Consider the following 26,662-nt stretch of genomic DNA (forward strand, 5'->3'; position numbering starts at 1 on the left):
CACTGCGGGCGCGATGTGCTCTAATGCGGGATCGATTTGGGGAGGGGTCACCCTGTTTCGGCGCAGGCCTCAGCAATTGCACGTGCGGCCGCGGGGGGCGGTGCTGCTGGAACGCTTCCAGCACCCGGCCCAGGTCGTGGTCACCGGGTTCGCGGTCACGATCGCGATCGGGACGCTGCTGCTGTGGCTCCCGGCGGCCACGCATGAGCCCGGTTCGGCCCGGCCGCTGGATGCGCTGTTCACCGCCACATCAGCGGTGTGCGTGACCGGGCTGGTCACCGTCGACACCGCGGGCCACTGGACGACGTTCGGCGAGGTCGTCATCCTGTGCCTGATCCAGATCGGCGGGCTGGGGCTGATGACGCTGGCCACCCTGTTCGCGATCGTGCTGTCGCGCCGGCTGGGACTGCGTGCGCGGCTGGCCGCCCAGGCCGAGACCAAAACCCTGCGCATGACCGACCTCCGCCGGGTGATCCGGCAGGTGGTGCTGTTCACCCTGACCTGCGAGACGATCGTGGCCGCGGTGCTGTGCGGGCGGTTCGCTCTGGGGTACGGCGAGTCGTTCGGCCGCGCCGCCTACCTGGGCGTCTTCCATTCGGTGTCGGCGTTCAACAACGCCGGGTTCGCGCTGTGGCCCGACAGCCTGGTCCGGTTCGCCGACGACCCGTGGATCAGCCTGACCATCTGCGCCGCGGTCATCGTCGGCGGGCTCGGCTTCCCCGTGATCTTCGAGCTGGCCCGCGGCTGGCGCCGCCCGCGCACCTGGTCGATCCTCACCCGCGTCACCGTCGGCACCTCGGCGGTGCTGCTGGGCGGCGGCACCCTGGTACTGACCGCGGCCGAGTGGACCAACCCCGCCACTCTCGGTGCCATGCCCGGGCCGTCGCGGTTGCTGGCCGGGTTCACCGCCGCGGTGATGCCGCGCACCGCGGGGTTCAACAACCTCGACATCGCCGCGATGCGGCCCGAAAGCTGGCTGGCCACCGATGTCCTGATGTTCATCGGCGGCGGCAGCGCCGGCACCGCCGGCGGCATCAAGGTCACCACCTTCGGCCTGCTGGCCTTCGTGCTGTGGGCCGAGATGCGCGGCGAGACCCGCGTCAACATCGGCCACCGCCGGCTGCCCGAGGGCACCCAGCGCCAGGTCATCGCGATCGCGCTGCTGTCGCTCGGCCTGGTGACCACCGCCACCTTCGCGCTGGAGACCATGACCGACCATCCGCTGGACCGGGTGCTGTTCGAGGCGGTCTCGGCGTTCGCCACCGTAGGCCTGTCCACCGGCATCACCGCCGACCTGCCGGCCGCCGGCCACCTGGTGCTGATCGCGCTGATGTTCATCGGCCGCATCGGCCCCCTCACCCTCGGCACCGCCCTGGCCCTGCGCGAACGCGCCCGCAGCTACGAACTCCCCGAAGAACGCCCCATCGTCGGCTGACCCATCCGCGCGCCCTCCCAGAGCCTCTCCCCCAGAGACGGCAGGCCCTGGTTCCCGGGGCGGGCTCGGCCAGGACGAGACCCAATCACCACCGTCGCCGCTACAGCGACGCCAGATGGAAACGGACCGGCCGATGAGCAGCGCGCTCCAGGGCCGTCTTCCACCCGTGCACCCATGCGGCCAGCTGGGCACTGACCAGCGTCATCGCCAGATCCGGCCGGCGCTGCACGCCGCCGGAGTAGGTGGACGCGGGCTTGCCGGCGTCCTCGACCGGGTCGAACTGCTCCAGCAGCCGCGCGGTGCTCCGGCCTACAGACCCTCGGAGGGGTGTCAGGTCTCGGCCAGGTCTAGGGCGGCGCGGACGATGGCGTCGGCGTCGACTGCGTGGTGGCGGTAGACGTCTTCCATGGATCCCGATTGGCCGAACTGTGTCACGCCCAGGGAGATGGTCGGGACCCGGTTGATCGTTGCCAGGAAGGTCAGCGTGTGAGGGTGGCCGTCCAGCACGGTGACCAGCGGGGCGGCCCGGTGAGCGGGGAAGAGGCGGTCGAGAATCCAGCTCGGTGCCTCCTGGTTGCCCTGGCGGGCGCGTAGCGCGCGCATGAGGAGGTCGGGGCTGGTCACACACGTCACGTCCGCGTCCACGCCGTTCTCGGCCAGGCGGGCCGCCGCGGCCAAGGCCTCGGGCACTACCGCGCCCATCGCCGCGATGGTGACTGCGGGGGATGCGGTGCGCCTCAATGGGTATCCGCCCGCGACCACCTGGCGGCGGCGCCGCTCTCGGGCCGCCGGGTCCTGCGGGACGGCGGCCAGGGACTGGTCCACCGGCCGGGTGGAGAGCCGCAGGTAGGCCGAGCTGCCGTCGGGACGCCCCAGCCGGGCCAGGCACTCCAGCAGCGTCCATTCGACGTCGATGGCGAACGCCGGCTCGTAGGAGACGCAGCCCGGTTGCTCGATGCCCAGCGACGGGGTGGTGATGGACTGGTGCGCGCCGCCCTCCGACGCCAGGCTCACCCCCGACGGCGTGCCCACCAGGATCGACTGGCCGCCCGCGTAGATGCCGAACGACCACGGCTCCAGCGCCCGCTGCACGAACGGGTCGTACAGGACGCCGATCGGGAGCAGCGGCTCGCCCCACCGGCTCCAGGTGGTGCCGAGCTCCCCGATCAGCCCGACGAGGTTGGTCTCGGCGATGCCCAGCTCGATGTGCTGCCCGGTGGGCCGCTCACGCCAGTGCAGGATCGTCTCGGGGTCGTCGGCGAACCAGTCGGGACGTTCCCGGCTCGACCAGACGCCCACCTTGTTGACCCAGCCGCCCAGGTTGGTGCTGGAGCTGACGTCCGGGCTCACCGTCACCACCCTGCGTGCGATCTGGGGCGCCGAACGAGTCAAGTCCATCAGCACCCGGCCCAGTGCGGCCTGGGTGGTCGCCGTCCCGGCCGGGACGCGGCCGAAGTCCGCGGGGGGAGCCGCCACCTCGGGCGCAGGGACGTCGGGGCGGCGCAGCCGGCGTGCCGTCTCGGCGCACAGCCGCGCCGCGGCGCTGCCGGAGTCGAACCCGGTCCACGGGTGGGCCGGGTCGATGCCGCTCTCGGCCGCCAGTTCCTCCATCTGGGCGGTGGTCAGCAGCGAGGAGTGGTTCTGCGGGTGGCTGTGGGTGGGCAGCCCGTACCCCTTCACGGTGTAGGCGAAGATGACCGTGGGACGGTCGTCGTCGATGGCGGAGTACGCGCGGTCCAGAGCCGCCAGGTCATGCCCGCCCAGGTCGGCGATGGCGGCCGTCAAGGTCGCGTCGTCGAGATCGCTGATGAGCGAGGCGATCGTGCCGCGGTCCGGTCCCGTCCCGGGCAGGCGCTCGTGCAGCTCCGCGGGCCCGCAGCGCAGCAGCCGCTGGTACTCCGGATTGGGCATCCGGTCGATGCGCTCGCGCAGCGCGTCCCCGCCGGGCCGGGCGAACAACCCCTCCAGCAGGTCCCCGTACTTCACGGTCAGCACCTGCCACCCGGCCGCGGCGAACATGCCGCGCAGCCGGTCGGCGGCGATGTCGGGGATCACCCGGTCCAGCGACTGGCGGTTGAGGTCGACGATCCACACGATCTCCCCGAGCTCGCGCACACCCGGTTCCAGGATCGCCTCCCAGACCGCGCCCTCGTCGAGTTCCGCGTCACCGACCAGCGCGTACTGACGGCCGGTCCCGGCACCGCCGAACGCGTGCCCGACATAGCGGCGGGCCAGTGCGCCCCAGATCGTGGCGGTCGCGCCGATCCCGACCGAACCGGTCGAGTAGTCCACCGGGTCGGGGTCCTTGGTGCGGCTCGGGTAGCTCTGCAGCCCGCCGAACGCCCGCAGCGTCGGCAGGTAGGACTCCTCCAGCTCGCCCAGCAGGTAATTGATCGCGTGCAGTACCGGGGAGGCGTGCGGTTTCACCGACACCCGATCCTGCGGCCCCAGGTGACCGAACCAGAGCGCCGTCATGATCGAGACGATGGAGGCCGACGACGCCTGATGGCCGCCGACCTTGAGGCCGGACGGATTCGGACGCACCCGGTTGGCCTCATGGACCATCGCGCTCGCCAGCCACAGCACCCGGCGCTCGATCTCGCGCAACGTGTCGCCCGCCGCGACCTGCAGATTCGCCATCTGTTTCATCGACGTTCTCCCGACCTCGCGTCCGACGGCCGCGAAGCCGTCATGAGGCGTGTTTCTGGATAATGCTCACAGTCAAGCAGGTAATGCCCGCATACTTACGCCCCGTGTCGCCGGCGCGGACGGCCGGAGCAGGAGACCGGAGGAGGCGCGGCACCCCTGCGGCCGTCCGAGCGCGAGCTTCCGGAGCTCCGTCCCGCCGGAGGCGGCCGAGTCTCCTCGGGCGGACGGGGGCGGCACGGCCGGTCAGATCAGGTGACCGGGAGACCCGACCGGCCCAGGGCGTCGGCCCTATTCCCCCATCGATGCCGCCGGGGCGGCCGGGGCCGTCGCGGCCATCGCCGGGTTCAGGACGTCGATGGCGTTCCCGCCGAGGACGCCCGCCACCTGGTCGGCCGGTATGGCCTTTCGCACGAGATCGATCCCATGCCGGGTCGACCAGTACGGATAGTCGCTGGAGAACAGGAGCCGCGAGGGCCCGACCAGGTCCGCGAGCAGGCGCAGGGATTCGGGCTGGTTGCAGACCGTGTCGAACCACATCCGGCGCAGGTAGTCCGCGAAGGGCCGGTCCAGGCCGGGCCACCAATCCTTGTGCCGGTAGACGTCGATCCGGCCGTGAAGGTACGGCAGCGTCCCTCCGGCGTGAGGATGCACGATCTTGAGCCTCGGATGGCGATCGAGCACGCCCGCCACGATCAGCGACATCGACGCGAAGCTCGTGTCGAACATGTACCCGATCGACACCTCCATCTTGGGCGTGACCCGTGGTTCCCGGAAAGAGCGCGTCGGATGCAGGAACAGGGGCAGCCCGAGTTCCTCCGCCCGCGCGTAGACCGGCCACACCCGCTCATCCGCGACCGACATCCCGTCGATGTTGCCCGGCAGGTAGACGCCGCGCAGGCCGAGCCGGCCGACGGCGTCGTCCAGGAGTTCGACCGCCAGGTCGGGGTACTTGAGCGGGAGGTGCGCCAGCCCGGCGAAGCGACCGGGATGGGCCGACTGGGCCCGGGACATCTCCCCGTTGAGGAGCAGGCACATCTCGCGCGCCTCCTCGCGGTCGCGGTCGTTGAGATCCCCTGCGACCGCCGCGCTGACGATGGCCGTGTCGATCCCGGCCTCGTCCATCACCGCGACCTGGAAGTCGAGGTCGGTGAATCGCCGGTCGTATTTCCAGATCTCGTCGGCCGAGACCTCATAGACGTACCCTTCCGCGGTTTTCGCCGCTCTCGGGCCCTGCGACCTTCCGAGGTGTGCGTCGAGGAAGTCCGTCGGGTACCAGTGCCACTGGCAGTCGACCACGGTCATGTCTTGCCTCCGTCTGATTCGGGTGCGTCACAACATTGGAGAAACGGCCGGATCACCGTCCGGACGGTGCCCGCAGATCCGGGGCCACGATGTCGCCGTCGATCACGACCGGCTCGTCGTCGAGGAAAAGGCTGCACCTCCGCATGGGGATGTCGAGGTGGCAGGCGGTGTCGTTGGGACCGCCGAGTTCGTTGTTAGGGCCGATCGAGAACATGACGTTGCCGTAGACGGACCGCATTTCCATTCCCATCCCGCCCGGGAACGACGGCTGTGCGAGCCCGTGCCAGTGAGCGCGCTCGTCAAGGCCCCATCCGATGTGCGACATCCCGTATCCGCGCGGGTCCTCGAACGAGGTGATGTAGGAACGGACCAGATCCGCGTCGAACCCGCCTCGGATCTCGGTGATGAATCCCTTTTCGATGGTGAACTCCACGCGGCCGGTCACGTACATGTTCTGCGGAAGGAGCACGTCACCGGGGCCGAGCACGATCCGGCCGTCGACGCCGTCGTCCGCCGCCCCGGTGAACACGAACGCCGCCGGCCAGTGGTCCCACCTGCCCGGTGTGTCGGTGTAGCCGTACTCGGGGACGGTCGGGTACGCGCCGAGCCGGTAGGTGACGTCGGTGCCGTGCTCGTTGGTGAAACGCAGGGTCGATGCCCCGGCGAGCAGTTCGGCGGCGGCCTCGACTCGCTCGCGCAGCGCCCGGGTGGGGGCCAGGCGCGCGAGCAGCTCGATCGGCTCGACGACCGTGAGGATCCTGGTGTCGGCGGCCTGGATGGCGAACTGCTCGGGCGAGAAGAGCAGGAACGCCAGGTCGATGAGCATGTCCGCCTGCTTGAGCGCCTCGACCGCCTGCGGGCTCCCGGCGAGTTCGGACGATCCCACCGACCACGTTCCGGTCTCAGGGAGCGGGTGCGGCAGGCGCAGGTGATAGGTGGTGGCGCCGAGGCTCTTCGCCGCGTACATGAAGGCGTCGGCGTAGTCGAGCCGTTCCCTTCCTCGCGACAGCACCGTCACCCGCTCGCCCTCGTGGACGCCGCACAACGTCAACTGGTCCCGGAACAGTCCGTGAATCAGGCTTTGGTCGAACATCGTCTTTCCTCTCAGATGTGGTCCCGCAGCGCGGCCCGGAACCCGTCCGGGTTGTCCCACGGCACCATGTGGCCGGCGTCCGGAACGGAGATCACCGGGAGCGCCGGGTTGAGGCGGGCGAGCTCGGCGGCGTCGGCGGCGGTGACGACCGGGCTCTCCTCGCCGCGTATCAGGGCCACCGGTGGGTGCAGCCGCCGCCAGAGGTCGTGGAAGTCATCGCGATGAAATCCGTCGAGCGTCTCCACCACGGCCGCCGGGTCGCAGGTCGGCAACTCCCGGGCCCGGACGGCGATCTCACGCGGCGGCCAGCGAGGATGGCGCGCCCGGATTCGCTCGACGCCCGCCGTTCCGTGGGCTTCGTCGAGCTGGGCGAGGAAGTCCGTCCGCGTGGTCGGGTAGGGCCGCCGGCCCGGTCCCGAAAGCGGCGGGTCGACCAGGACGATCCGGTCCCGGCGCCCCGGATACCGGACCGCGTACGCCGCCGCGATGCGCGCGCCGAACGAATGGCCGAGCAGCGCGGGCGCGTCCAGATCCAGGGACGCGACGATGGCGGCGACGTCATCGACGTGGTCTGCGAGCGTGTACCGGCCCGCGGGGGCTCGTCCGGAACGGCCGCGGCCACGCAGATCCGGCACGTGGACCGTGTAGCGATCGGTGAAAGCCAGGGCGATGAACTCCGCCGCCGACGCCGTGGTGGTGATCCCCGGCAGCACCAGCAGCGGTGGGGCCGCTCCTCCGCCTCCGTAGCGCAGCACTCGCAGCCGGAGGCCACCGGCGTCCAGCAGAAGGCTCTCCCCGCTCGGTTCCAGCTCGGCCACAACTCCTCCACGCGTCATCGTGTGGCCCGGCGATCGAGGCCCGGCCGGTCGGTCCAACGGACCCAGCACGGTCTAAGTGGATCCACTTATGCCTGAAAAAGTCAAGACGGTGTGCATACCCGACCGCCGGTTGAGTACAGTTAGGCGGAGATCGACACGGCCGGAGCCCGTCGCGCTCGGGGCGTGCCGGTCACCGAACAGGAGGCAACGTGATGAGCGCCGAGATCGGGCAACCGCTGCGGGCCGACGGCCGCCGGCTGGTCACCGACATCCACGCCCACGTCCGCGAGCTGATCCTCGACGGGACGCTGCCGCCGGGGGCGATCGTGCCCCAGGCCGAGCTCGCGCGGAAGCTCGGAGTCAGCCGCACGCCGCTGCGCGAGGCCTTCCGGATGCTGCAGGAGGAGGGCCTTCTGGAGACGGCGCCCAACCAGCGGGCACGCGTCAGCCAGATCGACATCGCCTATGTCGACCAGGTCTACGCCGCGAGGATCCTGCTGGAGTCCCTGGGCGTCGCGCTCACCCTCCCCGACCTGACGGCGGAGCGCCTCTCCGAGATGAGGGCGCTCCTTGAGCGGATGAAGGCGTTGGCCGAGGCCGACGACTGGAAGTCCTGGCAGCAGGCGCATCACGAGTTCCACGCGATGCACAGCGTGCGCATCGGCGGCCAGGTGCGGCAGACGATGTCGAGCCTGGCGGAGCACTGCCAGCGGTACATCACGCAGAATCGGGTTCACGAGTCGCAGACCCTGGACCTCGCGAACAGGGAGCACCTGAAGCTGCTGGAGGCGCTGGAGAACGGGGACCGGACCGCGGCGGTCGAGGAGATCGTCCGGCATCTCGCCCGGACCGTCCTGACGACCATGGCGCACTCCGCGCCCGAATACGAACCGGTCAGCGTCCGGACGGCGCTGCGCATGGTGCTGGGCGCCTCGCACGTCTGACCTTCCGCCCGCTCCCGTCCCATCGGTCGCCCGCCGGGCGCCGACGACGGCCCGCGTCCGGGCTCCGCATCTTCGTTCGTCGGCTCCGGTGCCCCCGCACACCTTTCTTGACCTGCGCGTACTCCGTTCTCCCGGCCCTCCGCGACCGCCGGGCCCACCGCGATGCGACGTCCACGACCGCACCTGGCCTGGACGATGAAAGTGTATCCACTTCCTCTTGCGAAGTCTTGACTTCCAGAACTCAAGTGTGTTCACTTTGCCCCAGCGTTCTGGTTGGACCGAGGAGAGCGGGACATGATGGAAGCCACCTACACCAGGGCGGGGTTCGGGCGTCCCGTGCGCCGCGGTCGCCGGCCGGCCGTGATCGTCGTCGACTTCAGCGAGGGATTCACCGATCCGTCGTTCCCCACCGGCTCCGATATGTCGGCCGAGGTCGGGGCGTGCGTCGTGCTGCTGGACTCGGCGCGGAAACGGGATTTCCCCCGCGTCTTCACGACGATCGCCCATGACGGCCCGCACGACGCCACCGCCTGGTGGGACAAGGCGCCGGGCCTGCGCGCCTTCATGGCGGGGTCACGTGCCGTCCGGCTCGATGAACGGCTGAACCGGCGGGCGGACGAGGCGCTCGTGGTCAAGAAGGGGCCGTCGGCGTTCCACGGCACCGACTTGGCCGCTCGGCTCACCCGTGAGCGTGTCGACACGGTGATCGTGTGCGGAGCGACCACGAGCGGATGCGTGCGGGCGACGGTCGTCGACGCCGTCCAGCTGGGCTACCCGGTTCTCGTGCCAAGGGAGTGCGCGGCCGACCGGGCCCGGGGGCCGCACGACGCGAGCCTGTTCGACATGGACCAGAAGTACGCCGACGTCCTCACCCTCGACGAAACGCTCGCCTATCTGTCGGGCATCACGGCCCCGAACTGACCCGCGGCCGGGAGATTAAACGGCTCCGCGAAGCGGCATTCGCCCCCTGGAAGGGGTAGTTCAATGGTTTTCCCGAAATTCAAGTGTGCGATGGTGGCCATCCTCCTGACGGCTTCGGCTTGCGGTTCCGCCGGGCAGCAGGGCGACGCCGCCCGCTGCGACACCTTCACCCTCGGCGCGCTGGACGACGACTCGCACCGCACCGCCTACTACGCCATCGAAAAGGGTCACGTGAAATCCGACGTGATCGGCGACCTGAAGGTCGACTACCTGCAGATTCCGGCGCTCATCCAGGCGACCGCGTCGGGGCAGTACGACGTGGTCGGCACCTCGCTGCCCGGCGTGGTCAACGCGCGCGAGAAGGGCGGCATCGACCTGCGCATCGTCGGCCTCATCCAGGTGCAGACCGGGGGCGGGACCAAGACCTTCGTCCGCAACGGGTCCGACATTCGAAGCGGGCGCGACCTCAAGGGCAAGACGGTCGGTGTCAGCGGGTTCGGGTCGAGCGTGATGATGATGACCCAGATGGTCTACGCGAAGAAGTACGGCCTGGACGCCAAGGCCGAGGGCGGCGACATCAAGTACGTCGAACTGGATCCGCAGACGATGTACAGCGCGCTCAACAAGGGAGACATCGACGCCGCCGTCATGTTCCATCAGGCCGGCTGGCGTGCGAGCAATGACCCCGGGCTCCGGATCGCGGCCGATATCGACAACGACTTCCGCGAGATCAGCGGTGCATGGCTGGTCGGCGCGGCCTATGTGGTGACGGGCGACCTGGCCGAGGAGAAATCGAAGTGCGTCGCCGAATTCCAGCGAATGATCGGTGAATCGGTCGCCTACGCGGAAGAGAACATCGGCGAACTCGCACCCGAGATCAGCAAGCAGACAGGCGTCGAGACCAAGTTCATCGAGTACTGGTGGAACCAGAAGTCCTACCGCTTCGGAGGCGGCACCGACCCCGAATGGATCGAGTGGGCGCGCAAGTTCTACCGGCTCGCCCACGAGGACGGGCACCTGCCGACGAACCCGGATCTCGCCGAGATCGTGATCGAAAGCTCCGGGAAATGAGTGAGCACGGCACGAGCACGGTGCTCCGGGGAGAGCGGAGCGGCGACGACTCCGGGCGCACGGACCGGGCTCAGGGGCCCGATCCGCAACGCGGGACCGCCGGTCGCGGACGCCGCCGGATCCTCGCCCGCCTGCTCGCCGACGGGATGCCGCTGCTGCTGTTCGGGGCGTGGTTCTGGTACTCGGCCAACGTCTCCGCGGCGGAACTGCCGAACCCCGTCGACGTGGGCAGGGCGAGCATCGACCTGCTGGTCGGCGAGTCGGCGGTGCACACCTGGACCTCGATGGGCCGGATCCTGCTCTCGGTGCTGCTCGCGATGGGCATCGGCGGGCTGCTCGTCTTCATGGCCGGCGTTCTTCCCGTCACCGACACGCTGATCGGCAAGCGCGTCCTGCCGTTCTTCAACAGCGTCCCGGCCCTCGGCTGGGCGATCCTCGGCGTCATCTGGTTCGGCGTGGGAGACTTCGCGGTGATCTTCGTGGTGACCGCGATCACGATTCCCTTCTGCCTGGTCAACCTGTGGGAGGGCATGCGCGCGCTCGACCCCGGGCTGCTCGAGATGGGCCGCAGCTTCACGCGGTCGCGGATGCGCGTCCTCCTCTCGATCGAACTGCCGCTGCTGGTCCCCTACATCTTCGCCGCGGCGCGCCTTTCCTTCTCGGTGGGATGGAAGGTCGCGCTCATCGCGGAGTTCTTCGGCTCGCGCACCGGACTGGGTCTGGTCATGAACCGGGCGAGGCAGTCCTTCGACTCGCCGACGGTCTTCGCCACGATCGTCGTGGTCCTGCTGATCGTCACCGCGGTGGAACGCCTCGTCTTCGACCCCCTGGCACAGTGGTTCGCCAAGCGGACCGGGACGGCGGTGGCGCGGTGAGCACCATGGACATCCGGAACCTGGACGTACGGTTCGGCGGTGAGGTCATCATCGACGGCATCGACCTCGAGATCCGCGACGGGGAACTGGTCACGTTGCTGGGGCCCAGCGGCTGCGGCAAGTCGACGATGCTGCGCATCCTCGGCGGGCTCGCCGGCCACCAGGGCGGCAGCGTCACGGTGGACGGCCTCCCGGCGACGCAGACCTGGGACCGGCTCGCCTACGTCTTCCAGGCCGCTCGCCTCGCCCCGTGGCGGACGGCGCTGGACAACGTGGTGCTCGGCATGAAGCTGCGGGGAGTGGAGGGCTCCCGCCGGGAGATCCGCGAACGGGCCCGCGGCTTCCTGGAGACGGTCGGCATCGGCGACCTGGCGGATCGCTCCGGTCACGCGCTCTCCGGCGGAGAGCAGCAGCGAGTCTCGATCGCGCGGGCGCTGTCGGTGGAACCGAGCGTCCTGATGATGGACGAGCCGTTCAGCGCGCTCGACGTCCAGACGCGGCGGCGCCTCCGGCAGGAGATCGTGTCCCTCTGGGAACGCACCGCGCTCACGATCGTGCTGGTGACCCACGACGTCGAGGAGGCCCTCGTGGTCGGCAGCCGCGTCGTCGTCTGTTCCCCCAAGCCGACGAAGGTTCTCGCGGACATCGATCTGGACATGCCCTACCCCCGGAACCCCGCGACCCCGGAGTTCGACGCATACCGCAAGCACATCGTCGGCCTGTTCGGGGCCGATGAAACAACCGGCTGACCGGTGCCCCGGGCGGATGGGAAATGGTTCCGCGAGTCGGTCTCAGGTTCGAACGGATAAGGGAGATTTCTGTGAGTGCGGACGTTCAGTCTTCGGATAAGCCGCCCTTCCGGCTCGGGACGGCGGTACACGTCGGCCGGCCGACGGTGATCGTGGAGTCGCGGGGTTCGCTGTACCGCCTGGCGGAGTTGCTGCCGGCGGCGGTCCCGCCCGAGAGCTCGGTCCTGGACCTGATCGGAGACGGCTGGGACGCCGTTCTCGACCAGATCGCCGGCGTCCTGGCCTCAGGTCCCCCGGCCGAGCCGCTGGACGAGGGCTCCCTGCAATGGCAGGCGCCGGTGATGCACCCGCGAAAGCTCATCTGCATCGGCACCAACTACAAGGATCACATCCGGGAGATGGGATTCAGCCTCGACGCGCTGTCCGCCTATCCGTACAGCTTCCTGGCCCCGCCGTCCACGACGCTGGTGGGGACGGGACAGCAGGTCGCCGTCCCCGCGATCGCCGAGCGGATCGACTGGGAGGCCGAGGTCGCCGTGGTCATCGGACGTCCCGCCCGCGATGTGAAGGCCGCCGACGCCGCCGCGCACGTGGTGGGGTTCGCGGTGCTCAACGACCTGTCCGCGCGGGATTGGAGCGGTCCGAACGCGCCCGCCGTCGGCATCGACTGGGTCATGACCAAGGCGTATGACGGATTCAAGCCGATGGCGCCGTTCATCACGCCTGCACGTTTCGTGGCCGCCCCGGAGAAGTTGTGGGTGCGGTCGTGGGTGAACGGCCGGCTGAAGCAGGACGGCACCACAGGCGACATGGTGTTCGACTTCTGGCAGATCATCGAGCACCTGTCCCGCATCATGACCCTGGAGCCCGGCGATGTCATCGCCACCGGCACTCCGGCGGGTGTCGGCCATGGGCGCCGCCCGCCGGAGTACCTCACCGCCGGCGACCATGTCGCGGTCGAGGTCGAGTCGCTGGGACGGGTGGAGACGACCCTGGTGGGGCGGGGCCCCGCTCCGTCCGCCGCACCCGCCGGGGCCGCCGCGGCGGAAGGCCGGACATGACGGGCCCGGCGATGATGCGAGCGGTCGTCCTGGAACGGCGCGGCGAGCCGGACGACATGTACGTCCGGCCATGGCCGCGGCCGGCACCGGGCGCCGGCGAGGTGCTGATCGCGGTCCGCACCGTCACCACGGCGTCCTTCGACATGCAGGCGCGCACCCTGCCGATCACGCGGCTGCCGCTCGTCCTCGGGCAGGACCCCGCCGGAGTGGTCGCCGAGATCGGGGCCGGTGTGAGCCGGTTCCGGGTCGGCGACCGGGTCACGGTCGGCGGCTTCCAGCCGTGCGGTTCGTGCGAACCGTGTCTGGACGGACGCCCGTTCTGCGCCCGGCACGAAGTGCTCGGCATCCAGCGCGACGGCGGCCAGGCCGAGTTCGTCACGGTGCCCGACGACCTCGTGGTGCCCATTCCGGACCGCATCGGGTTCGCCGAGGCGTCCGTCATGGCCATCACCTACCCGGTCGCCTGGAACCTGATCAGTGTCAACGGAGGGCTCCGCCCGGGCGCTCGCGTTCTCGTCATGGCCGCGGCGGGGGGCGTCGGCCTGGCCTGCGTCCAGGTCGCCCGCTCGCTGGGGGCGCACGTCATCGCGGCGGTCGGCGCGCCGTGGAAGGCCGAGCGGCTCCGTGAGCTGCTCGGCATCGATTCCGTCGTCGACTACTCCCGGCCGGACTGGGCCGACGACGTGCGGCGGATCGCCGGCCGCGGCGGAGTCGATCTCGTCGCGGACAACATCTCCGACCCCGCGCTGTTCGAGGACACGCTGCGTCTGCTGGCGGTCGGCGGACGCCTCGTCACGTGCGGCGCGCACGGCGGCGGAGTCGTCAGCGTCGACATCCGCCGGCTGTACCTCAACCGCCAGTCGATCATCGGGGTGAACATCCCCGGCCGGGACGTCGTGGACGCGGCCTGGACGGCCGTCGAGCGGGGACGCCTGCCGGCGCCCCCGATCACCGGCGAGTTCACGCTCGACGATCTCCCGGAGGTGCATCGCCTGATCGCCGCCCGCAAGACGGTCGGCCGCACGCTCATCCGGGTGAGCGACGACGGCCCGCCCGCCGGCCCCCACCCCGACCGCTCACGACCCTGAGGAGTCCGTCTTGCCCACTCCCCTGCCCCTCGAAGAACGATCGCCTTCCGGCATGTCACCGATCACGCACACGAGGTATCTCGCCATCGCCGTCCCCGACTACCACAGGTCGGTCGATTTCTACGGCTCGACCTGGGGGCTGCGTCCCGTCGCCGACGACACCGGGGTGACCTTCTTCTCCGCCGAAGGCAGCGAAGAGCAGTTCGTGCTCCGCGTGCGGGCGGCCGAGGAACGGCGCCTCGACCTGTTGTCGCTCGCCGTGTCGACACCGGCCGAGGTCGACCGGCTGGCCGAGTCCCTCGCGCGGGACGGCGTGCGAATCGACTTCACGCCCACGTCGCTGACGGCACCGGGCGGCGGCTACGGGTTCCGGTTCTTCGACCCCGACGGCCGCCTCGTCGAGATCTCCTGCGACGTCAGGACGCGCAAGGCACGGGTGCTCGAAGAGCGCGAGGACATCCCGAGCAAGCTCAGTCACGTGGTGTTCAACACCGCGAACCTGGCCAGGACGATCGCCTTCTACGAACGCCGCCTCGGCTTCCGGATCTCCGACTGGGTGGAGGACCGGATGGTCTTCATGCGCTGCCGCCGCGATCATCACACGCTCGGGTTCGCGGCCGCCGCCCACGCCTCCCTCAACCACGTCTCGTTCGAGATGCGGGGCGTCGAGGAGTACATGCGGGGAACCGGACGCATGACCAGGGCCGGGTTCCCCGTGCTCTGGGGCCCCGGCCGGCACGGGCCCGGCGACAACACCTTCTCCTACTTCAGGTCGCCGGACGGCGACGTGGTCGAGTACACCACCGCGCTCCTGCAGGTGGACGAGAGCACCTGGGTGCCCTGCCGGTGGGACTCCGACGGCGAGGAGGCCGACCAGTGGGGAACGGCGAACCCCATCGACGAGTTCATCCCGGTCGCGATCGGAGATCCGGACCCGGGCCTGTGGACACCGCCCCCGTTCTGACCAGCCGCCTTCACCCCTCAGGAGAGTCATGACCGGCACAGTTCCGTCCCCGGGCCGGACCGGAGACCGGCCCGGCGGGCCGGGTGAGTTCGGACCGCTGGGCGGTGTGCGCGTCATCGAGCTCGGTTCCGTCGTCGCCGGCCCCTTCGCGGGCCGCCTGCTGGCGGATCTCGGCGCCGACGTGATCAAGATCGAGGCTCCGGGACGTCCCGATCCTCTGCGCCTCTGGGGGCAGGAGTCCTACCGGGGTCACAAGTTGTGGTGGACCGTCCATGCCAGGAACAAGCGCTGTGTCACGCTCGACCTGCGCGCCGAGCGGGCGCAGCGGCTCCTCCTGGACCTCGTGGCCACCGCGGACGTGGTGGTGGAGAACTTCCGTCCGGGAACGCTCGAACGCTGGAACGTCGACTATCCGCGGATGCGGCGCGCCAACCCCGGGATCGTCCTCTGCCGCGTCTCCGGCTTCGGCCAGACCGGGCCGTACCGGCACCGCGCCGGCTACGCGTCCGTGGCCGAGGCCATGAGCGGTCTCCGGACCCTCAACGGATTCCCCGGGCAGGCACCGCCGCGGATGGGCATCTCACTCGGTGACTCGCTCGCCGGCATGTTCGCGGTCCAGGGCGTCCTCGCCGCGCTCCTGCACCGCGACCGCACGGGAGAGGGGCAGGTCGTCGACGTGGCGCTGACCGAATCGTGTCTCGCGCTGCTGGAGTCCGTGATCCCCGAGTTCGATCGTCTGGGACGGATCCGCGAACCGGGCGGGACACGCCTGGAAGGCATCGCGCCCTCGAACCTGTTCCGCTCCAGGGACGGGATCTGGGTCGTCATCGCCGCTAACCAGGACACCCTGTTCACGCGGTTGTGCGAGGTGATGGACAGGCGTGAACTCGCCACCGACCCGCGCTACCGCGACCACGAGGCCCGTGCCGCCAACCAGGACGCGATCGAGGCGGTCGTCGCCGAATGGGCGGGACGGCACGACGCCGACCACATCCTTCGGGTACTGGCCGAGAGCGGCGTCGCCGTCGGCCCCGTGCACACGATCGACAAGGTCGTCGACGATCCCCAGTTCCGGGCCCGCGGAATGCTCACCCCCCATTTCGACGAGCGGCTCGGTGAGGACGTACTCGGGCCGGGCGTCGTCCCCAAGTTCTCGGCCACACCCGGTTCGGTGCGGTGGGCCGGTCCCCCAGAGCCGGGGACCCACAACGCCGACGTGTACGGCGAACTGCTGGGTTTGACGGTGAACGACCTTGAGGAGCTGGCAGATGAAGGCGTCATCTGACACGACGGCCGGTCACATGGTGAACACCGGCCGCGTCCGCACCGGGAGCGGGTGCCACCGATGACGACGACTTCCAAGCCGCCCCGGCTCGACATCCGCGAGGTCGGCCCGCGCGACGGGCTGCAGAACGAACCGCCCATCTCCACCGAGGCCAAGCTCGACATCATCGAACACCTCGTCCGCGCGGGCGCCCGCCGTATCGAAGCGACGTCGTTCGTCTCGCCGCGCGCAGTCCCCGCCCTCGCGGACGCCGCGGACCTGGCCGCCGGCCTGCGGCGATGGCCCGATGTCCGGTGGTCGGCCCTGGTCGCCGGCGTCAGAGGAGCCGAGAGGGCGGTCCAGGCGGGCTTCCGCGAGATCGAGTACGTCGTGTCCGCGGCGGACGGGCACAGCAAGGCCAACGTCGGGCGCACGACCGAACAGGCGCTGCAGCTCGTCCCCAGGGTGGTGGACGTGGTCCGGGAGGCCGGCGGGATCCTGGAGGTGATCGTCGCGACCGCGTGGGACTGCCCCTTCGATGGCGAGACGCCACCGGCCCGGACGCGCGACATCGTTGCGCGCGCGATCGACGGTGGCGCCGATCGCTTCTGCCTGGCCGACACCATCGGCACGGTGACCCCGGGCCGGCTGACGGCCCTGATGGAGGCGACTCGTCGTGTCGCGCCCGGCGTGGACATCGGCGTCCACCTGCACAACACCCGCGGCACGGGTCTCGCGTCGGCCTATGCGGCACTGCTCGCCGACGTCACGTGGCTCGACGCATCGATCGGCGGCCTCGGCGGGTGCCCTTTCGCGCCCGGAGCGAGCGGGAACATCGCGACCGAGGAACTCGTCTACCTGGCGCACGATCTCGGCCTGGAGACGGGGTTCGAACTAGACGGGCTCCTTGCGGCAGGCCGCCGAACACAGGAGATCCTTGGCGGTCCCTTGCCCAGCGGACTCCTGCGGGCCGGCGACCGCGCACGCGCTCCGGTCTAAAGCCTCGATCCACCTGTGTGTTCGAGGGTGATGCTTCCGCCGGTTCAGGTTTGCTCGACGGGTCGTCCCGCAACGCACTAAAGGGCACGGGTGCCTACCCCTGTTAGTTCGCCGACGGGTCAGATCCATGTCTTCATGGTTTCGGCTAGGAGATTCGTGGGGTGGCCGATGAGTCGGGGTCAGGTCGCCGGGCGTGGGGCCATGGCACCGTCGTGCATCTCGGCGTTGAGGGTGGCCATGAAGCCCGCGGCGCCTTCGTCAAGACCGGTCGAGAGGAGCTGTTCTCGTTCCTGCTCGGAGGTGAGCGTCCGGCAGGGTGGCCTTGCCGGCACCGGCCCTGCCGTTCGAGCAGTTCGAGGAACTCCACGGCCACGCCGGCTTCTGTTCGCAGGGAATGTGATCATAAGAGCAGTCGCTCGGATGGCGCAGCGACCGGGAGGGGATCATGAGGACGGTCCTACGAGTCGCAGTGGTGATGGCTCTGTGCACCCAGGCCGCATGCACGGAGGAGGCGACCCCCGCGGCACCCAGCGAAAGCGCGCCGGCCCAGTCGAGTTCTGGCGTCCCACCGTCCAAGCAAGTCGATCTCGACTGCTCGGATCCCATCGACACAGTTTCGTCACCCACCAGACCGTACGGCGGCGTTCTCGACGTGGTGGGCCTGCACATCACTTCGACGCTGCAGGTCCGCACAGCGGACGGAACTGCGCCACATCGCCTCTTCGCCAAGACCGGCCTTCTCGTCCATGCGGGACGGGAGGCGAACCTGACCGTGCCGCCGGATTGGGCGGCCCGCGTCTCCATAGGTTGGGGCACCCACACGACTGCGTGGACCACCAGACTGCACATTCCAGCTTGCCCGGCACCGCCCGCGCCCTCCGGTCAATGGCTGGCCTTTCCCGGTGGATTCTCCCTCGACAAGGCCGCCTGCGTGCCCTTGCAGGTTCACAAAGGCAATGAGACGACCACCGTTCACGTCTCGGTCGGCGCTCCCTGCCCAAGCTGACGATCCCTGGCGATTAGAATCGCCATCGGCACGTCCAAAGGAGATTGGAGATCACCCCTCGCGCACGAGTGAATGCTCATGGACGCTGCTGTTCGACAGACCACGTTCCGCCGCAGCATGAATGAATAGGTAAATGGGACCTGACGAGCGAGAAGAAGCCGCCGACAGTGCGGTACTGCGGGCACAGTTGCGGCATATCTACTGGATCGGCGGCGGCAGCGGCGCGGGCAAGTCGACCATTGCCCGGCGTATCGCGGCCCAGCACGGCTTACGCGTGTACTCCACCGACGCGGTGATGCCCGACCACGCCGACCGCAGCACGCCAGAAGAGGCGCCTTGCCTGGACGGCTTCAAGACCATGAGCATGGACGAGCGCTGGGTGAACCGATCTCCGGAGACGATGCTGGAGACCTTTCATTGGTACCGGGGCGAGGCTTTCGGCCTGATCGTCGAAGATCTGCTGCGCCTTCCGGCCGGCACCGGCGTGATCACCGAGGGTTTCCGACTTCTGCCCCACCTCGTCAAGCCGCTGCTCGCCGAGCCCGGTCATGCAGTATGGCTCCTGCCGACGCCCGAGTTCCGCCGGGCCGCGTTCGACCGCCGTGGCTGGCAGATCCCGCACAAGACCGGCAACTTTGAAATGGCCCGGCACAACCTGCTCGAACGCGACCGGATGTTCACCGACCGCCTCTTCGAGGAGACCAAACGCCTCGACCTACCCGTCATCGAGATCGACACCACGATGAACGAGGACGAGTCCGCCGGACTGGTGATGCAGGCGTTCGGGTTTTGAGCCGGGGACGGGAGGCCGCGCCGCGGGCCGCCCGGCGGCTATTGAAAGTGGGCACGATAGCGCTTGTTCAGCCGGTGACGCTTGGCGGCGGCGTGTCGCTGGCGTGCCGACGCTGGACGGGCCTGGTGCGGTGTGGAGTTGGGCGATCGACGCGGACGCGCAGTCGGCAGCGCACCACGCATGGACCGTCGAACGATCGTCGGGATGTTGGGTCTTGACGGATCTTTGGCGGATGCTCAGACTCCGCATGGGAGCGCTCCCACAGCCGTGTCTCTGGCGCACCCGTCCGGCCTGGCCGGGTAGAGCCCAGTGGTTTCTCGCGGGGGCGTCTCCCCCACCACCCCCGAGATCTGGAGTACCGGATGAGACGAAGCATCGGAATCCTCGCCGCCGCCACGGCGAGCATCGTCGCGCTTGTCGCTCCGCCGGCGCAGGCGTTCGGGCACGACGATCCGCTGGCCGGGAAGGTCAGGTTCTACGTCGAGCCCTCGAACAATGCCGGGCGGCAGGCTGACATTTGGGCGGCCGCGGGGCGCGAAGCCGACGCGGCGCACATGCGGGCCCTGTCCAAGGTCTCGCAGGCGGTCTGGTTCACCGGCGGTACCCCCGCCGAGGTGCGGACGGCGGTGCGGCGGACGATGGTCAGGGCCGCCAGGCAGCACGCCGTGCCGGTGCTGGTGGCGTACTACGTGCCAGGCCGGGACTGCTCGCAGTACTCAGCGGGCGGCGCTCCGAGCGAGGCCGCCTACCGCGCCTGGATCGACGCCTTCGCCAAGGGGATCGGCGGCGGCCGGGCCGTCGTGATCGTCGAGCCCGACGGGCTGGCGCTGCTGTCCAGCGAGCCGTGGTGCAACGAGGGCGGTGGAGGCACCACCGGAACGCCGGAGGACCCTGCCCGGGTCGACGAACGCTTCCGCGAGATCAACCACGCGATCGGCACCCTCCAGCGGCTGCCGCGCACCGGCGTCTACGTCGACTCCGGTCACTCGGACTGGCAGCCGCTCAACGACTACGACGCCGGATACGGCGAACCCCGCGCTCAGCTCGGCATGGCCAGCCGCCTGCTCAAGGGCGGCATCGCCAAGGCCGATGGCTTCGCGCTGAACGTCTCCAACTACCGCAGCACCGACGAGTTGGTCGCGTACGGCACCATGCTGTCCAAGTGCCTGCGCTTCCGCCAGAAGACGGGCGCGACCAGCTGTTCCGACACCGACCTGACCACCGTCCGGGACAATCCGCGCACGCTCACGCACTTCGTCCTGGACACCAGCCGCAACGGCCAGGGACCGTGGACGCCTCCGGCGGACAAGTACACCGACCCCCAGGTCTGGTGCAACCCGCCGGGCCGCGGCCTGGGCGCCCGGCCCTCGACCCGCACCGGTGATCCCCTGGTCGACGCCTTCCTTTGGATCAAGCGTCCCGGCGAATCCGACGGCCAGTGCACCCGCGGCACGGCCGGCCCGGAGGATCCCGAGTACGGCGTCGTCGATCCGGCGGCAGGCGCCTGGTGGCCCGAGTACGCCTTGGGGCTCTCCCAGCGAGCCGTACCTCCCCTCCGCTGACCTGGCGGAACCGAACGCGGACGCCCCGCGGCCGTCACCGCGCAGAACCGTGGCCCCGGGCTCTGATCCTCGACCGGATCAGAGCCCGCTCGGGTCCTGGCTCGTCGCGGAGCCGATGGTCCGGGGTAGCCGCGGGCACAGTGGCTGACCGGCGCGGCCGGGGCGAAACAGGCCTGGCGACGCCGTGCGCATGGAGTGCGACCTTGACGCCGTGCGCCTCCGAGCGGTTCGGCCGCCGGTGCGATTTCTGAGCGTGTTCCTCACAAGGGCACCCCTACAATTCCGAAGGTGACCGCCTACAGTGATCTTGATGCGTTCGGAGACCTCGACGCCTCCGCTCTACCCCCGCGCCAGCAGCGGATCCTGGCCGTGATCCGGGACTGGGTGGTCAGGTACGGGTATGCGCCGAGCACGCGCCAGATCGGCGACGCCGTCGGCCTGCGGTCATCATCGTCGGTGTCGCAACACCTGGCGAGCCTGGAGGACAAGGGGTTCCTGCGGCGGGGCACCGCGGTGTCGCGGCCGATCGACGCGCGCGTGTTCCTGCGGCAGGAGTCGCCACGGGAGTCCTCCGACGGTCCGGTGACCGTGCCCGTGGTGGGGCACATCGCCGCCGGCATCCCCATCTCGGCCGAGGAGCACGTCGACGACACGCTGATGCTGCCCCGCGAACTCACCGGGCGCGGCACCGTCTTCGCCCTGCGCGTGCGTGGTGACTCGATGATCGACGCCGCGATCTGCGACGGCGACATCGTCGTGGTCCGCCAGCAGCAGGAGGCCCACTCCGGCCAGATCGTCGCCGCCATGATCGACGGCGACGCCACCGTGAAGGTGTACCGGCGCCGCAACGGCCACGTCCAACTCGAACCGCGCAACCCCGCCTACGACGTCATCGACGGCGACAAGGCCGTGGTGCTCGGAATAGTCATCTCCGTAGTCCGTCGCCTCTGAGCTCTCGGTCGGCGTAAGCGACTCGGCCGTGTCGGCGTGGCGATGGCCCCCGACAGCGGCGCGACCTGGGGAAGGCGAGGCCGCGCATGCCTCACTTTGCGTTCTCGGTGCCCTGCGGTTCCACGTTGAGCAGTCCGAGCCGGATCGCGGCGCTCACGGCGGCGGTCCGGTCGTGCACGCCGAGCTTGGCGAACGAGGTGGTCAGATGGGCTTTCACGGTGCGCTCGGAGACGTACAAGCGGGCCGCGATGTCTCGGTTGGTGAGGCCGTTCATCACATGGTTGAGCACTTCGTGCTCCCGGGGGCTGAGCAGGCTGCGGGGCTCCTCAGCGGTCGGCTCTGTCGCACGGTCAGGCCGGTTGTGCGGGTGTCACCTTCCGGCGGTGGACGACCACATCGAACCACTGCCCCAGAGAGCCTCCGGTGGTGGACGAGCCGGGCCCGAAATGCGGGAGGCCGCGGGTCGTGGCGGGGGCGCTCAGCCACCTCCGCACCGGCGTTGGGGCCGGGGCGCGCAAGTCCAGGACGAACTGTGCCGCCCCGACCCTGCCGAACCGGTGCTCGAACCAGTCCGGTGACGGACGCGGGAGGGTGAGGGTGTCGCCGGGGCCGAGGCTCGCGGCGCCGTGACCGAGCGTGAAGCCGATCGATCGGTACTGCGGGCCGTACCAGCGGCGCAGGTGCGAACCGGCCGACGGGTAACGCAGGTCCGTGCCGGTGGACGCGGTGATGTGCAGCTTCGGGGCGTTGGCGGTGTGCGCGCTCGCACCCCAGTAGACGATCTTGTCGCCGTTGCTGTGCGTGCGCCACCACTTCAGGTTCCGCGCGGCGTGGGCGTCCCGGTAGGCGTTGGCGTCGTTGAACTCCAGGCTGAAGTGCACGTAGAACGAGCGGATCTGCCGGGCGTGGTGCAAGGCCAGCGAATGCGCGCGGTCCCCGCCTTCGTTCGGCAGTTCCTCGATCAGGTCGTACACCTCGCGGGCGCGGCGGATGAACGGCCGCTTGTCGGACACTTCCTCGCCGTACCAGGTGGCGTACTCCTGCATGTCGGACGTGAGCGGCCGGATGGGGTTCAGGCTCCTTCGGAGTTCGGCGAGCCGGCCCGGAGCGGTCTTCGCGACATAGGCGTCGATGGCGTCGTAGGCCAGGGGACTCGTGTAGTAGTACTCGACGCCGACGAACTGCACCTTGTCGTCGTGCCGGGCGTTGTAGCCGCGCAGCCATCGCAGGACGTCCACCACCTGGCGGGTCCGCCACTGGCCGCTCATCTCCCGGACGAGCGCGTCCGGATCCCCCTTGCCCAACAGGACGTACGCGTTGACCTTGAGCCCCGTCGTCCAGTCCTCTTCCCAGGCGATGGAGCGAAAGCCCATCCGCTCGACCAGGAACCGGAGGACGCGGTGTTTAAGCATGGTCTCCTCCGCCGTCCCGTGGACCGACTCGCCTAGTCCGACGATCGCCGCGTCCCCGACCGGTTGTCTGAGGGAGCGGAGGTCGCCGAGCGGCGCGGCCGGGTCGGCGGTCGTGAGCGGGACGGCGTGCCGCTCGATCCACCTGTCCACCGACCGTGGCGCCTGGGCGCCGGCCGGGGGTGCGCCGCCGAGCAGAACCGCAAGCCCCACACCGGGGACAAGCCACCCGACGGTGCGCATCCGACGTCTCATCAGAGCCTCCCTTGTTCTATGGCTCCGCCACGATCGCCGTTCCTTTCGTGTGCGCACATCGCCCGGCGGGCGACACCACGAGTACGTTCCCCGTCGTACGTGCCGTGTCCCGCTCCATCGGCTCAGGTCAGGTTCGGGACCTTCGCGAGCTTGTCGGGGTTGCGGATCAGGTCGATCGCGGTGATGAGTCCGGCGTCGACGGTGAACGCCACTACGGACAGTTCGCCGTTGCCGCTGCGGATGACCAGGCCGGGGGCGCCGTTGACGTCGGCGGGCCGGATGTGCAGCGGGCCCACGGCCCGGGAATGGCCGATCATCATCGGGGCCACCCGTGCGGCGTGCCGCTCGATGTGGTGCAGGGTGGTGGCCTTGCCGCCGCCGTCCCCGCGCAGCACGACGTCGGGGTCGAGAAGCGCGACCAGGCCTGGCAGGTCGCCTTGCTCGCAGGCCGCGGTGAACGCCCGGACCAGTTCGCGCTGTTCGGCGCGCGTGGCGGGGGTGCGGGGACGTCCGTCCTCGACGTGCCGGCGGGCCCGGGAGGCGAGCTGCCGCACCGCGGCCGGGGTGCGGCCCACGATTTCGGCGATCTCGGGGAACGGGACGCCGAACACGTCGTGCAGGACGAACGCGGTGCGCTCGGCCGGGGAGAGCCGCTCCAGGACGACGAGCAGGGCCATGCTGACCGACTCGTCCAGTGTGACCCGGTCGGCCGGGTCGGGCGTGCCGGCCTCGACGAGCGGCTCGGGCAGCCAGGTGCCGATGTAGCGCTCGCGGCGGACGCGCGCGCTGCTCAGCGCGTCCAGCGCCAGCCGGCTGACGGTGGTGGTCAGCCAGGCGGCGAGGTCGCGGACGCCGGCCGGGTCGTCCAGCCCGCGCAGCCGCAGCCAGGCCTCCTGGACGCAGTCCTCCGCCTCGACCAGCGAGCCCGTCATCGTGTACGCCACGCGCAGCAGCCGCGGCCGGTTGGCCTCGAAGGACCGTGCGAGCAGTTCCTCAGTGTCCCGGTCAGTCATCACCATGCCCTATTGACGGCGCAGCGGGGCCGAGTGTGACGCTGCCGCACCGGCGTCACACCCGGCCCCGCTGCGTCGTCAACCACGAAACCTGGCAGGCCGACCGCACCGGAGACCAACCATGACACTGACCGAGCTGGACAGAGAAGAGAACACGAGGCCGCCCTCACGCAAGGGCGTGTTCGTCCGCATCGCGGGCTTCGCCCATCGCCGACGATGGCTCGCGCTGATCCTGTGGGTCGCCGTCCTGGGCGGCGTGTGGGGCCTCGCGTCGGTGACGGGCGACGACTACCGCAACGACTTCTCCCTGCCAGGGACGGAGTCGCAACAGGCCGCCGACCTGCTGGAGCAGCACGGCGCCGCGCGTGCCGGGGACACCGTCGAGATCGTCCTGCACGACGCCGGCGGGCTGCGCAGGCCCGGCGTGGAGCAGCGGGTGACGGCCATGCTCGACGACGTCGCCGGGCTGCCCAAGGTCGGGCAGGTCCGCAGCCCGTACCGGGACGCGGCCGCCATCAGCGAGGACGGCACGATCGGCTACGCCACCGTGATGCTGGACGTCCCGTCGCAGGACATGCCCAAGGCCGACACCCAGCGCATCTTCGACGCCGCCCAGAAGGTCGAGGGCGGCGGGCTGCGGGCGGAGCTGGGCGGCGACGCGGCCCGGCTGCTCGGCCAGGGCGGGACGGGCGCCGCCGAAGGCGTGGGCCTGCTGGCCGCGCTGGTCATCCTGGTCCTGATGTTCGGGACGGTCGTGGCCGCCGGGCTGCCCATCATCATCGCCCTGTTCGCCGTCGGGTCCACGGTCGGCGCGATCGTCGTCGCCTCGCACGTCTTCACCATCGCCGACTGGACGCCGCCGGTGATGATCCTGGTCGGCCTCGGCGTCGGCATCGACTACGCGCTGCTGATCTTCGCCCGCTACCGCGCCGAACTGGTGCGCGGCGCGGATCCGGAGGCGGCCACCGTGAACGCGCTGGACGCCGCGGGCCGCTCGGTGTTCTTCGCCGGCTGCACCGTCATCCTGGCGCTGCTCGGCCTCGTCGCGTTCGGGCTCGGGTCGCTGCAGGGCATGGCCCTGTCGGTCGCGCTGACCGTGCTGGTGACGATGCTGGCCGCGCTGACCCTGCTGCCCGCGCTGCTCGGCGTCTTCGGCCGCCGCTTCGCCCGCCAGTTCGTCCGCCGCGCCGGGCGGCGCGAGGCCAAGGGCCGGGCCGCCGAGGGGACGCAGTGGCGGCGGCTCGCGGCCCTGGTGCAGCGGCGTCCGCTGGCCGCGCTGCTGGTGGCGGGGGTGCTGCTCGGCGCGCTGGCCTTCCCGGCGCTCGGGATGCGGCTCGGGTTCTCCGACGCCGGCAGCGACGCCTCCGGCACGACCAGCCGGCAGGCCTACGACCTGCTGTCCGAGGGTTTCGGGCCCGGGTTCAACGGCCCGCTGCTGGTCGTCGCCGACGGCGGCCCGGACGCCGCCGCCGCGGCGGCGCGCACGCTGGCCGGCACCCCGGGCGTCCGGGCCGCCGGCGCGCCGGTGCCCACGCCGGACGGCGACGCCGCGACCGTGCTGGTGTTCCCCTCGTCCGCGCCACAGGACCAGGAGACCTCCCGGCTCGTCGGCACACTGCGCGACGACGTCCTGCCGGGGCTGTCCGCGCGGAACGGCGCGACCTACCTGGTCGGCGGGGCCACGGCCGCGTCCGAGGACTACTCCGCCAAGGTCGCCGAACGGCTGCCGCTGTTCATGGCCGTCGTCGTCGGATTCTCGCTGATCCTGCTGATGGTGGTGTTCCGGTCGGTGCTCGTCCCGCTGAAGGCCGCACTGCTGAACCTGCTCAGCATCGGCGCCGCGCTCGGCGCGATGACGCTGGTGTTCCAGGAGGGCTGGTTCGGCGTCGAGCCCGGCCCCATCGAGGCGTACCTGCCGGTGATGGTCTTCGCCATCGTCTTCGGCTTGTCCATGGACTACGAGATCTTCCTGATCTCCCGCATCCACGAGGAATGGACGCGCTCCCCGCACGACCCGTCCCACGCCGTCCGGGAGGGCCTCGCCCACACCGGCTCTGTCATCACCGCGGCCGGAGCGATCATGGTCGTGATCTTCGGCGCCTTCATGCTCAGCCCGGACCGGCTCCTTCAGCAGACCGGATTCGGCATGGCCGTCGCGATCCTCGTCGACGCCGTCGTCATCCGCTGCCTGATCGTCCCGGCCGCCATGGAACTGATGGGCCACCGCGCCTGGTGGCTGCCGGCGCCGCTCGCCCGCCTCCTGCCAAGGCTGGAACTCGAACGGCACTGACCCCGCCTACCGCCATGCGCAACGGGGGCCCTCACTGAACCGCGGACCGGGGGGGTGGGGGGGGGCGGCCCGGGCGCCCGCCCCGCGGCGGGCCGGCGCGGGGGTGAGGAGGTGACCCCCCGGGCGCCGCCGCAGAGGGGGGGGGATTTT

22 protein-coding genes and 1 pseudogene are annotated in these 26,662 nt (G+C 70.3%); 15 read left to right on the forward strand and 8 right to left on the reverse strand.

Annotation, left to right across the window (positions count from 1 at the left end):
* Positions 1-82: 82 nt before the first annotated feature.
* Positions 83-1,435, forward strand: coding sequence for a potassium transporter TrkG (locus AB0C35_RS42920; RefSeq protein ID WP_358469329.1), 1,353 nt, complete (start codon positions 83-85; stop codon positions 1,433-1,435).
* Positions 1,436-1,628: 193 nt separating this feature from the next.
* Here AB0C35_RS42920 and AB0C35_RS42925 read toward each other — a convergent pair.
* The 5 genes and pseudogenes from AB0C35_RS42925 to AB0C35_RS42945 form a co-directional block, all read right to left on the reverse strand.
* Positions 1,629-1,733 (reverse strand): annotated as a pseudogene (locus AB0C35_RS42925) (ABC transporter); the annotation flags it as partial.
* A gap of 32 nt (positions 1,734-1,765) precedes the next feature.
* On the reverse strand, positions 1,766-4,084 hold the full coding sequence (locus AB0C35_RS42930; protein WP_358469332.1) for a pyruvate dehydrogenase: 2,319 nt from the start codon (positions 4,082-4,084) through the stop codon (positions 1,766-1,768).
* 288 nt (positions 4,085-4,372) lie between these two features.
* Positions 4,373-5,386, reverse strand: coding sequence for an amidohydrolase family protein (locus AB0C35_RS42935; RefSeq protein WP_358469335.1), 1,014 nt, complete (start codon positions 5,384-5,386; stop codon positions 4,373-4,375).
* A gap of 52 nt (positions 5,387-5,438) precedes the next feature.
* Complete coding sequence (locus AB0C35_RS42940; RefSeq protein ID WP_358469338.1) at positions 5,439-6,479, reverse strand: leucyl aminopeptidase; 1,041 nt, start codon at positions 6,477-6,479, stop codon at positions 5,439-5,441.
* A gap of 11 nt (positions 6,480-6,490) precedes the next feature.
* Positions 6,491-7,297 carry an alpha/beta hydrolase gene (locus tag AB0C35_RS42945; RefSeq protein ID WP_358469341.1) on the reverse strand — a complete coding sequence of 269 codons (807 nt, stop codon included), beginning with the start codon at positions 7,295-7,297 and terminating at the stop codon, positions 6,491-6,493.
* Between the two features lie 212 nt (positions 7,298-7,509).
* Between AB0C35_RS42945 and AB0C35_RS42950 the strand changes: the two genes are divergently transcribed.
* The 13 genes from AB0C35_RS42950 to lexA all read left to right on the forward strand — a co-directional run bounded on the left by AB0C35_RS42950 (position 7,510) and on the right by lexA (position 21,545).
* On the forward strand, positions 7,510-8,241 hold the full coding sequence (locus AB0C35_RS42950) for a GntR family transcriptional regulator (protein WP_358469344.1): 732 nt from the start codon (positions 7,510-7,512) through the stop codon (positions 8,239-8,241).
* A gap of 294 nt (positions 8,242-8,535) precedes the next feature.
* The gene (locus tag AB0C35_RS42955; protein ID WP_358469346.1) at positions 8,536-9,162 is read left to right on the forward strand and encodes an isochorismatase family protein; all 627 of its coding nucleotides are present in this window, start codon (positions 8,536-8,538) and stop codon (positions 9,160-9,162) included.
* Between the two features lie 90 nt (positions 9,163-9,252).
* The gene (locus AB0C35_RS42960; protein ID WP_358469349.1) at positions 9,253-10,233 is read left to right on the forward strand and encodes an ABC transporter substrate-binding protein; all 981 of its coding nucleotides are present in this window, start codon (positions 9,253-9,255) and stop codon (positions 10,231-10,233) included.
* On the forward strand, positions 10,230-11,108 hold the full coding sequence (locus AB0C35_RS42965; protein WP_358469352.1) for an ABC transporter permease subunit: 879 nt from the start codon (positions 10,230-10,232) through the stop codon (positions 11,106-11,108). Before AB0C35_RS42960 ends, AB0C35_RS42965 begins: the two co-directional genes overlap by 4 nt.
* Before the next feature lie 5 nt (positions 11,109-11,113).
* Positions 11,114-11,857, forward strand: a complete 744-nt coding sequence (locus AB0C35_RS42970) for an ABC transporter ATP-binding protein (protein WP_358469386.1) — start codon at positions 11,114-11,116, stop codon at positions 11,855-11,857.
* Between the two features lie 71 nt (positions 11,858-11,928).
* Positions 11,929-12,918, forward strand: a complete 990-nt coding sequence (locus AB0C35_RS42975; protein ID WP_358469355.1) for a fumarylacetoacetate hydrolase family protein — start codon at positions 11,929-11,931, stop codon at positions 12,916-12,918.
* Positions 12,915-14,006: a zinc-binding dehydrogenase gene (locus tag AB0C35_RS42980; protein WP_358469358.1), complete on the forward strand. Its 1,092-nt coding sequence runs from the start codon at positions 12,915-12,917 to the stop codon at positions 14,004-14,006. Before AB0C35_RS42975 ends, AB0C35_RS42980 begins: the two co-directional genes overlap by 4 nt.
* A 52-nt stretch (positions 14,007-14,058) precedes the next feature.
* Positions 14,059-14,970 carry a VOC family protein gene (locus AB0C35_RS42985; RefSeq protein ID WP_358469361.1) on the forward strand — a complete coding sequence of 304 codons (912 nt, stop codon included), beginning with the start codon at positions 14,059-14,061 and terminating at the stop codon, positions 14,968-14,970.
* Positions 14,971-14,998: 28 nt separating this feature from the next.
* Positions 14,999-16,255 carry a CaiB/BaiF CoA-transferase family protein gene (locus AB0C35_RS42990; RefSeq protein ID WP_358469364.1) on the forward strand — a complete coding sequence of 419 codons (1,257 nt, stop codon included), beginning with the start codon at positions 14,999-15,001 and terminating at the stop codon, positions 16,253-16,255.
* A 60-nt stretch (positions 16,256-16,315) separates the two neighbouring features.
* The gene (locus AB0C35_RS42995; protein ID WP_358469367.1) at positions 16,316-17,233 is read left to right on the forward strand and encodes a hydroxymethylglutaryl-CoA lyase; all 918 of its coding nucleotides are present in this window, start codon (positions 16,316-16,318) and stop codon (positions 17,231-17,233) included.
* Positions 17,234-18,372: 1,139 nt separating this feature from the next.
* Positions 18,373-19,032 carry a hypothetical protein gene (locus AB0C35_RS43000; protein WP_358469370.1) on the forward strand — a complete coding sequence of 220 codons (660 nt, stop codon included), beginning with the start codon at positions 18,373-18,375 and terminating at the stop codon, positions 19,030-19,032.
* 362 nt (positions 19,033-19,394) lie between these two features.
* Positions 19,395-20,594, forward strand: coding sequence for a glycoside hydrolase family 6 protein (locus tag AB0C35_RS43005; RefSeq protein ID WP_358469373.1), 1,200 nt, complete (start codon positions 19,395-19,397; stop codon positions 20,592-20,594).
* A 288-nt stretch (positions 20,595-20,882) separates the two neighbouring features.
* Complete coding sequence (gene lexA / locus AB0C35_RS43010) at positions 20,883-21,545, forward strand: transcriptional repressor LexA (RefSeq protein WP_358469375.1); 663 nt, start codon at positions 20,883-20,885, stop codon at positions 21,543-21,545.
* A 91-nt stretch (positions 21,546-21,636) separates the two neighbouring features.
* On the opposite strand, the gene AB0C35_RS43015 is transcribed toward lexA, so the two are convergent.
* The 3 genes from AB0C35_RS43015 to sigJ form a co-directional block, all read right to left on the reverse strand.
* Positions 21,637-21,858: a LuxR C-terminal-related transcriptional regulator gene (locus AB0C35_RS43015; RefSeq protein ID WP_358469388.1), complete on the reverse strand. Its 222-nt coding sequence runs from the start codon at positions 21,856-21,858 to the stop codon at positions 21,637-21,639.
* Between the two features lie 37 nt (positions 21,859-21,895).
* The gene (locus tag AB0C35_RS43020) at positions 21,896-23,209 is read right to left on the reverse strand and encodes an erythromycin esterase family protein (protein WP_358469378.1); all 1,314 of its coding nucleotides are present in this window, start codon (positions 23,207-23,209) and stop codon (positions 21,896-21,898) included.
* Between the two features lie 122 nt (positions 23,210-23,331).
* Complete coding sequence (gene sigJ, locus AB0C35_RS43025) at positions 23,332-24,222, reverse strand: RNA polymerase sigma factor SigJ (protein WP_358469381.1); 891 nt, start codon at positions 24,220-24,222, stop codon at positions 23,332-23,334.
* Between the two features lie 121 nt (positions 24,223-24,343).
* On the opposite strand from sigJ, the gene AB0C35_RS43030 reads away from it, so the two are divergent.
* The gene (locus AB0C35_RS43030) at positions 24,344-26,512 is read left to right on the forward strand and encodes an MMPL family transporter (RefSeq protein ID WP_358469384.1); all 2,169 of its coding nucleotides are present in this window, start codon (positions 24,344-24,346) and stop codon (positions 26,510-26,512) included.
* The last annotated feature ends 150 nt before the right edge of the window (positions 26,513-26,662 follow it).

It is taken from the genome of Spirillospora sp. NPDC048819 (assembly GCF_040650055.1).
Lineage (GTDB): Bacteria > Actinomycetota > Actinomycetes > Streptosporangiales > Streptosporangiaceae > Spirillospora.

Bases quoted from the DNA above. Each gene is read 5' to 3' on its own strand.
- AB0C35_RS42930 (WP_358469332.1), bottom strand. From the start codon at position 4,084: ATGAAACAGATGGCGAATCTGCAGGTCGCGGCGGGCGACACGTTGCGC.
- AB0C35_RS42935 (WP_358469335.1), bottom strand. From the start codon at position 5,386: ATGACCGTGGTCGACTGCCAGTGGCACTGGTACCCGACGGACTTCCTC.
- AB0C35_RS42940 (WP_358469338.1), bottom strand. From the start codon at position 6,479: ATGTTCGACCAAAGCCTGATTCACGGACTGTTCCGGGACCAGTTGACG.
- AB0C35_RS42950 (WP_358469344.1), top strand. From the start codon at position 7,510: ATGAGCGCCGAGATCGGGCAACCGCTGCGGGCCGACGGCCGCCGGCTG.
- AB0C35_RS42955 (WP_358469346.1), top strand. From the start codon at position 8,536: ATGATGGAAGCCACCTACACCAGGGCGGGGTTCGGGCGTCCCGTGCGC.
- AB0C35_RS42960 (WP_358469349.1), top strand. From the start codon at position 9,253: ATGGTGGCCATCCTCCTGACGGCTTCGGCTTGCGGTTCCGCCGGGCAG.
- AB0C35_RS42965 (WP_358469352.1), top strand. From the start codon at position 10,230: ATGAGTGAGCACGGCACGAGCACGGTGCTCCGGGGAGAGCGGAGCGGC.
- AB0C35_RS42970 (WP_358469386.1), top strand. From the start codon at position 11,114: ATGGACATCCGGAACCTGGACGTACGGTTCGGCGGTGAGGTCATCATC.
- AB0C35_RS42980 (WP_358469358.1), top strand. From the start codon at position 12,915: ATGACGGGCCCGGCGATGATGCGAGCGGTCGTCCTGGAACGGCGCGGC.
- AB0C35_RS42985 (WP_358469361.1), top strand. From the start codon at position 14,059: ATGTCACCGATCACGCACACGAGGTATCTCGCCATCGCCGTCCCCGAC.
- AB0C35_RS42990 (WP_358469364.1), top strand. From the start codon at position 14,999: ATGACCGGCACAGTTCCGTCCCCGGGCCGGACCGGAGACCGGCCCGGC.
- AB0C35_RS42995 (WP_358469367.1), top strand. From the start codon at position 16,316: ATGACGACGACTTCCAAGCCGCCCCGGCTCGACATCCGCGAGGTCGGC.
- AB0C35_RS43000 (WP_358469370.1), top strand. From the start codon at position 18,373: ATGGGACCTGACGAGCGAGAAGAAGCCGCCGACAGTGCGGTACTGCGG.
- AB0C35_RS43005 (WP_358469373.1), top strand. From the start codon at position 19,395: ATGAGACGAAGCATCGGAATCCTCGCCGCCGCCACGGCGAGCATCGTC.
- AB0C35_RS43020 (WP_358469378.1), bottom strand. From the start codon at position 23,209: ATGAGACGTCGGATGCGCACCGTCGGGTGGCTTGTCCCCGGTGTGGGG.
- sigJ (WP_358469381.1), bottom strand. From the start codon at position 24,222: ATGACTGACCGGGACACTGAGGAACTGCTCGCACGGTCCTTCGAGGCC.
- AB0C35_RS43030 (WP_358469384.1), top strand. From the start codon at position 24,344: ATGACACTGACCGAGCTGGACAGAGAAGAGAACACGAGGCCGCCCTCA.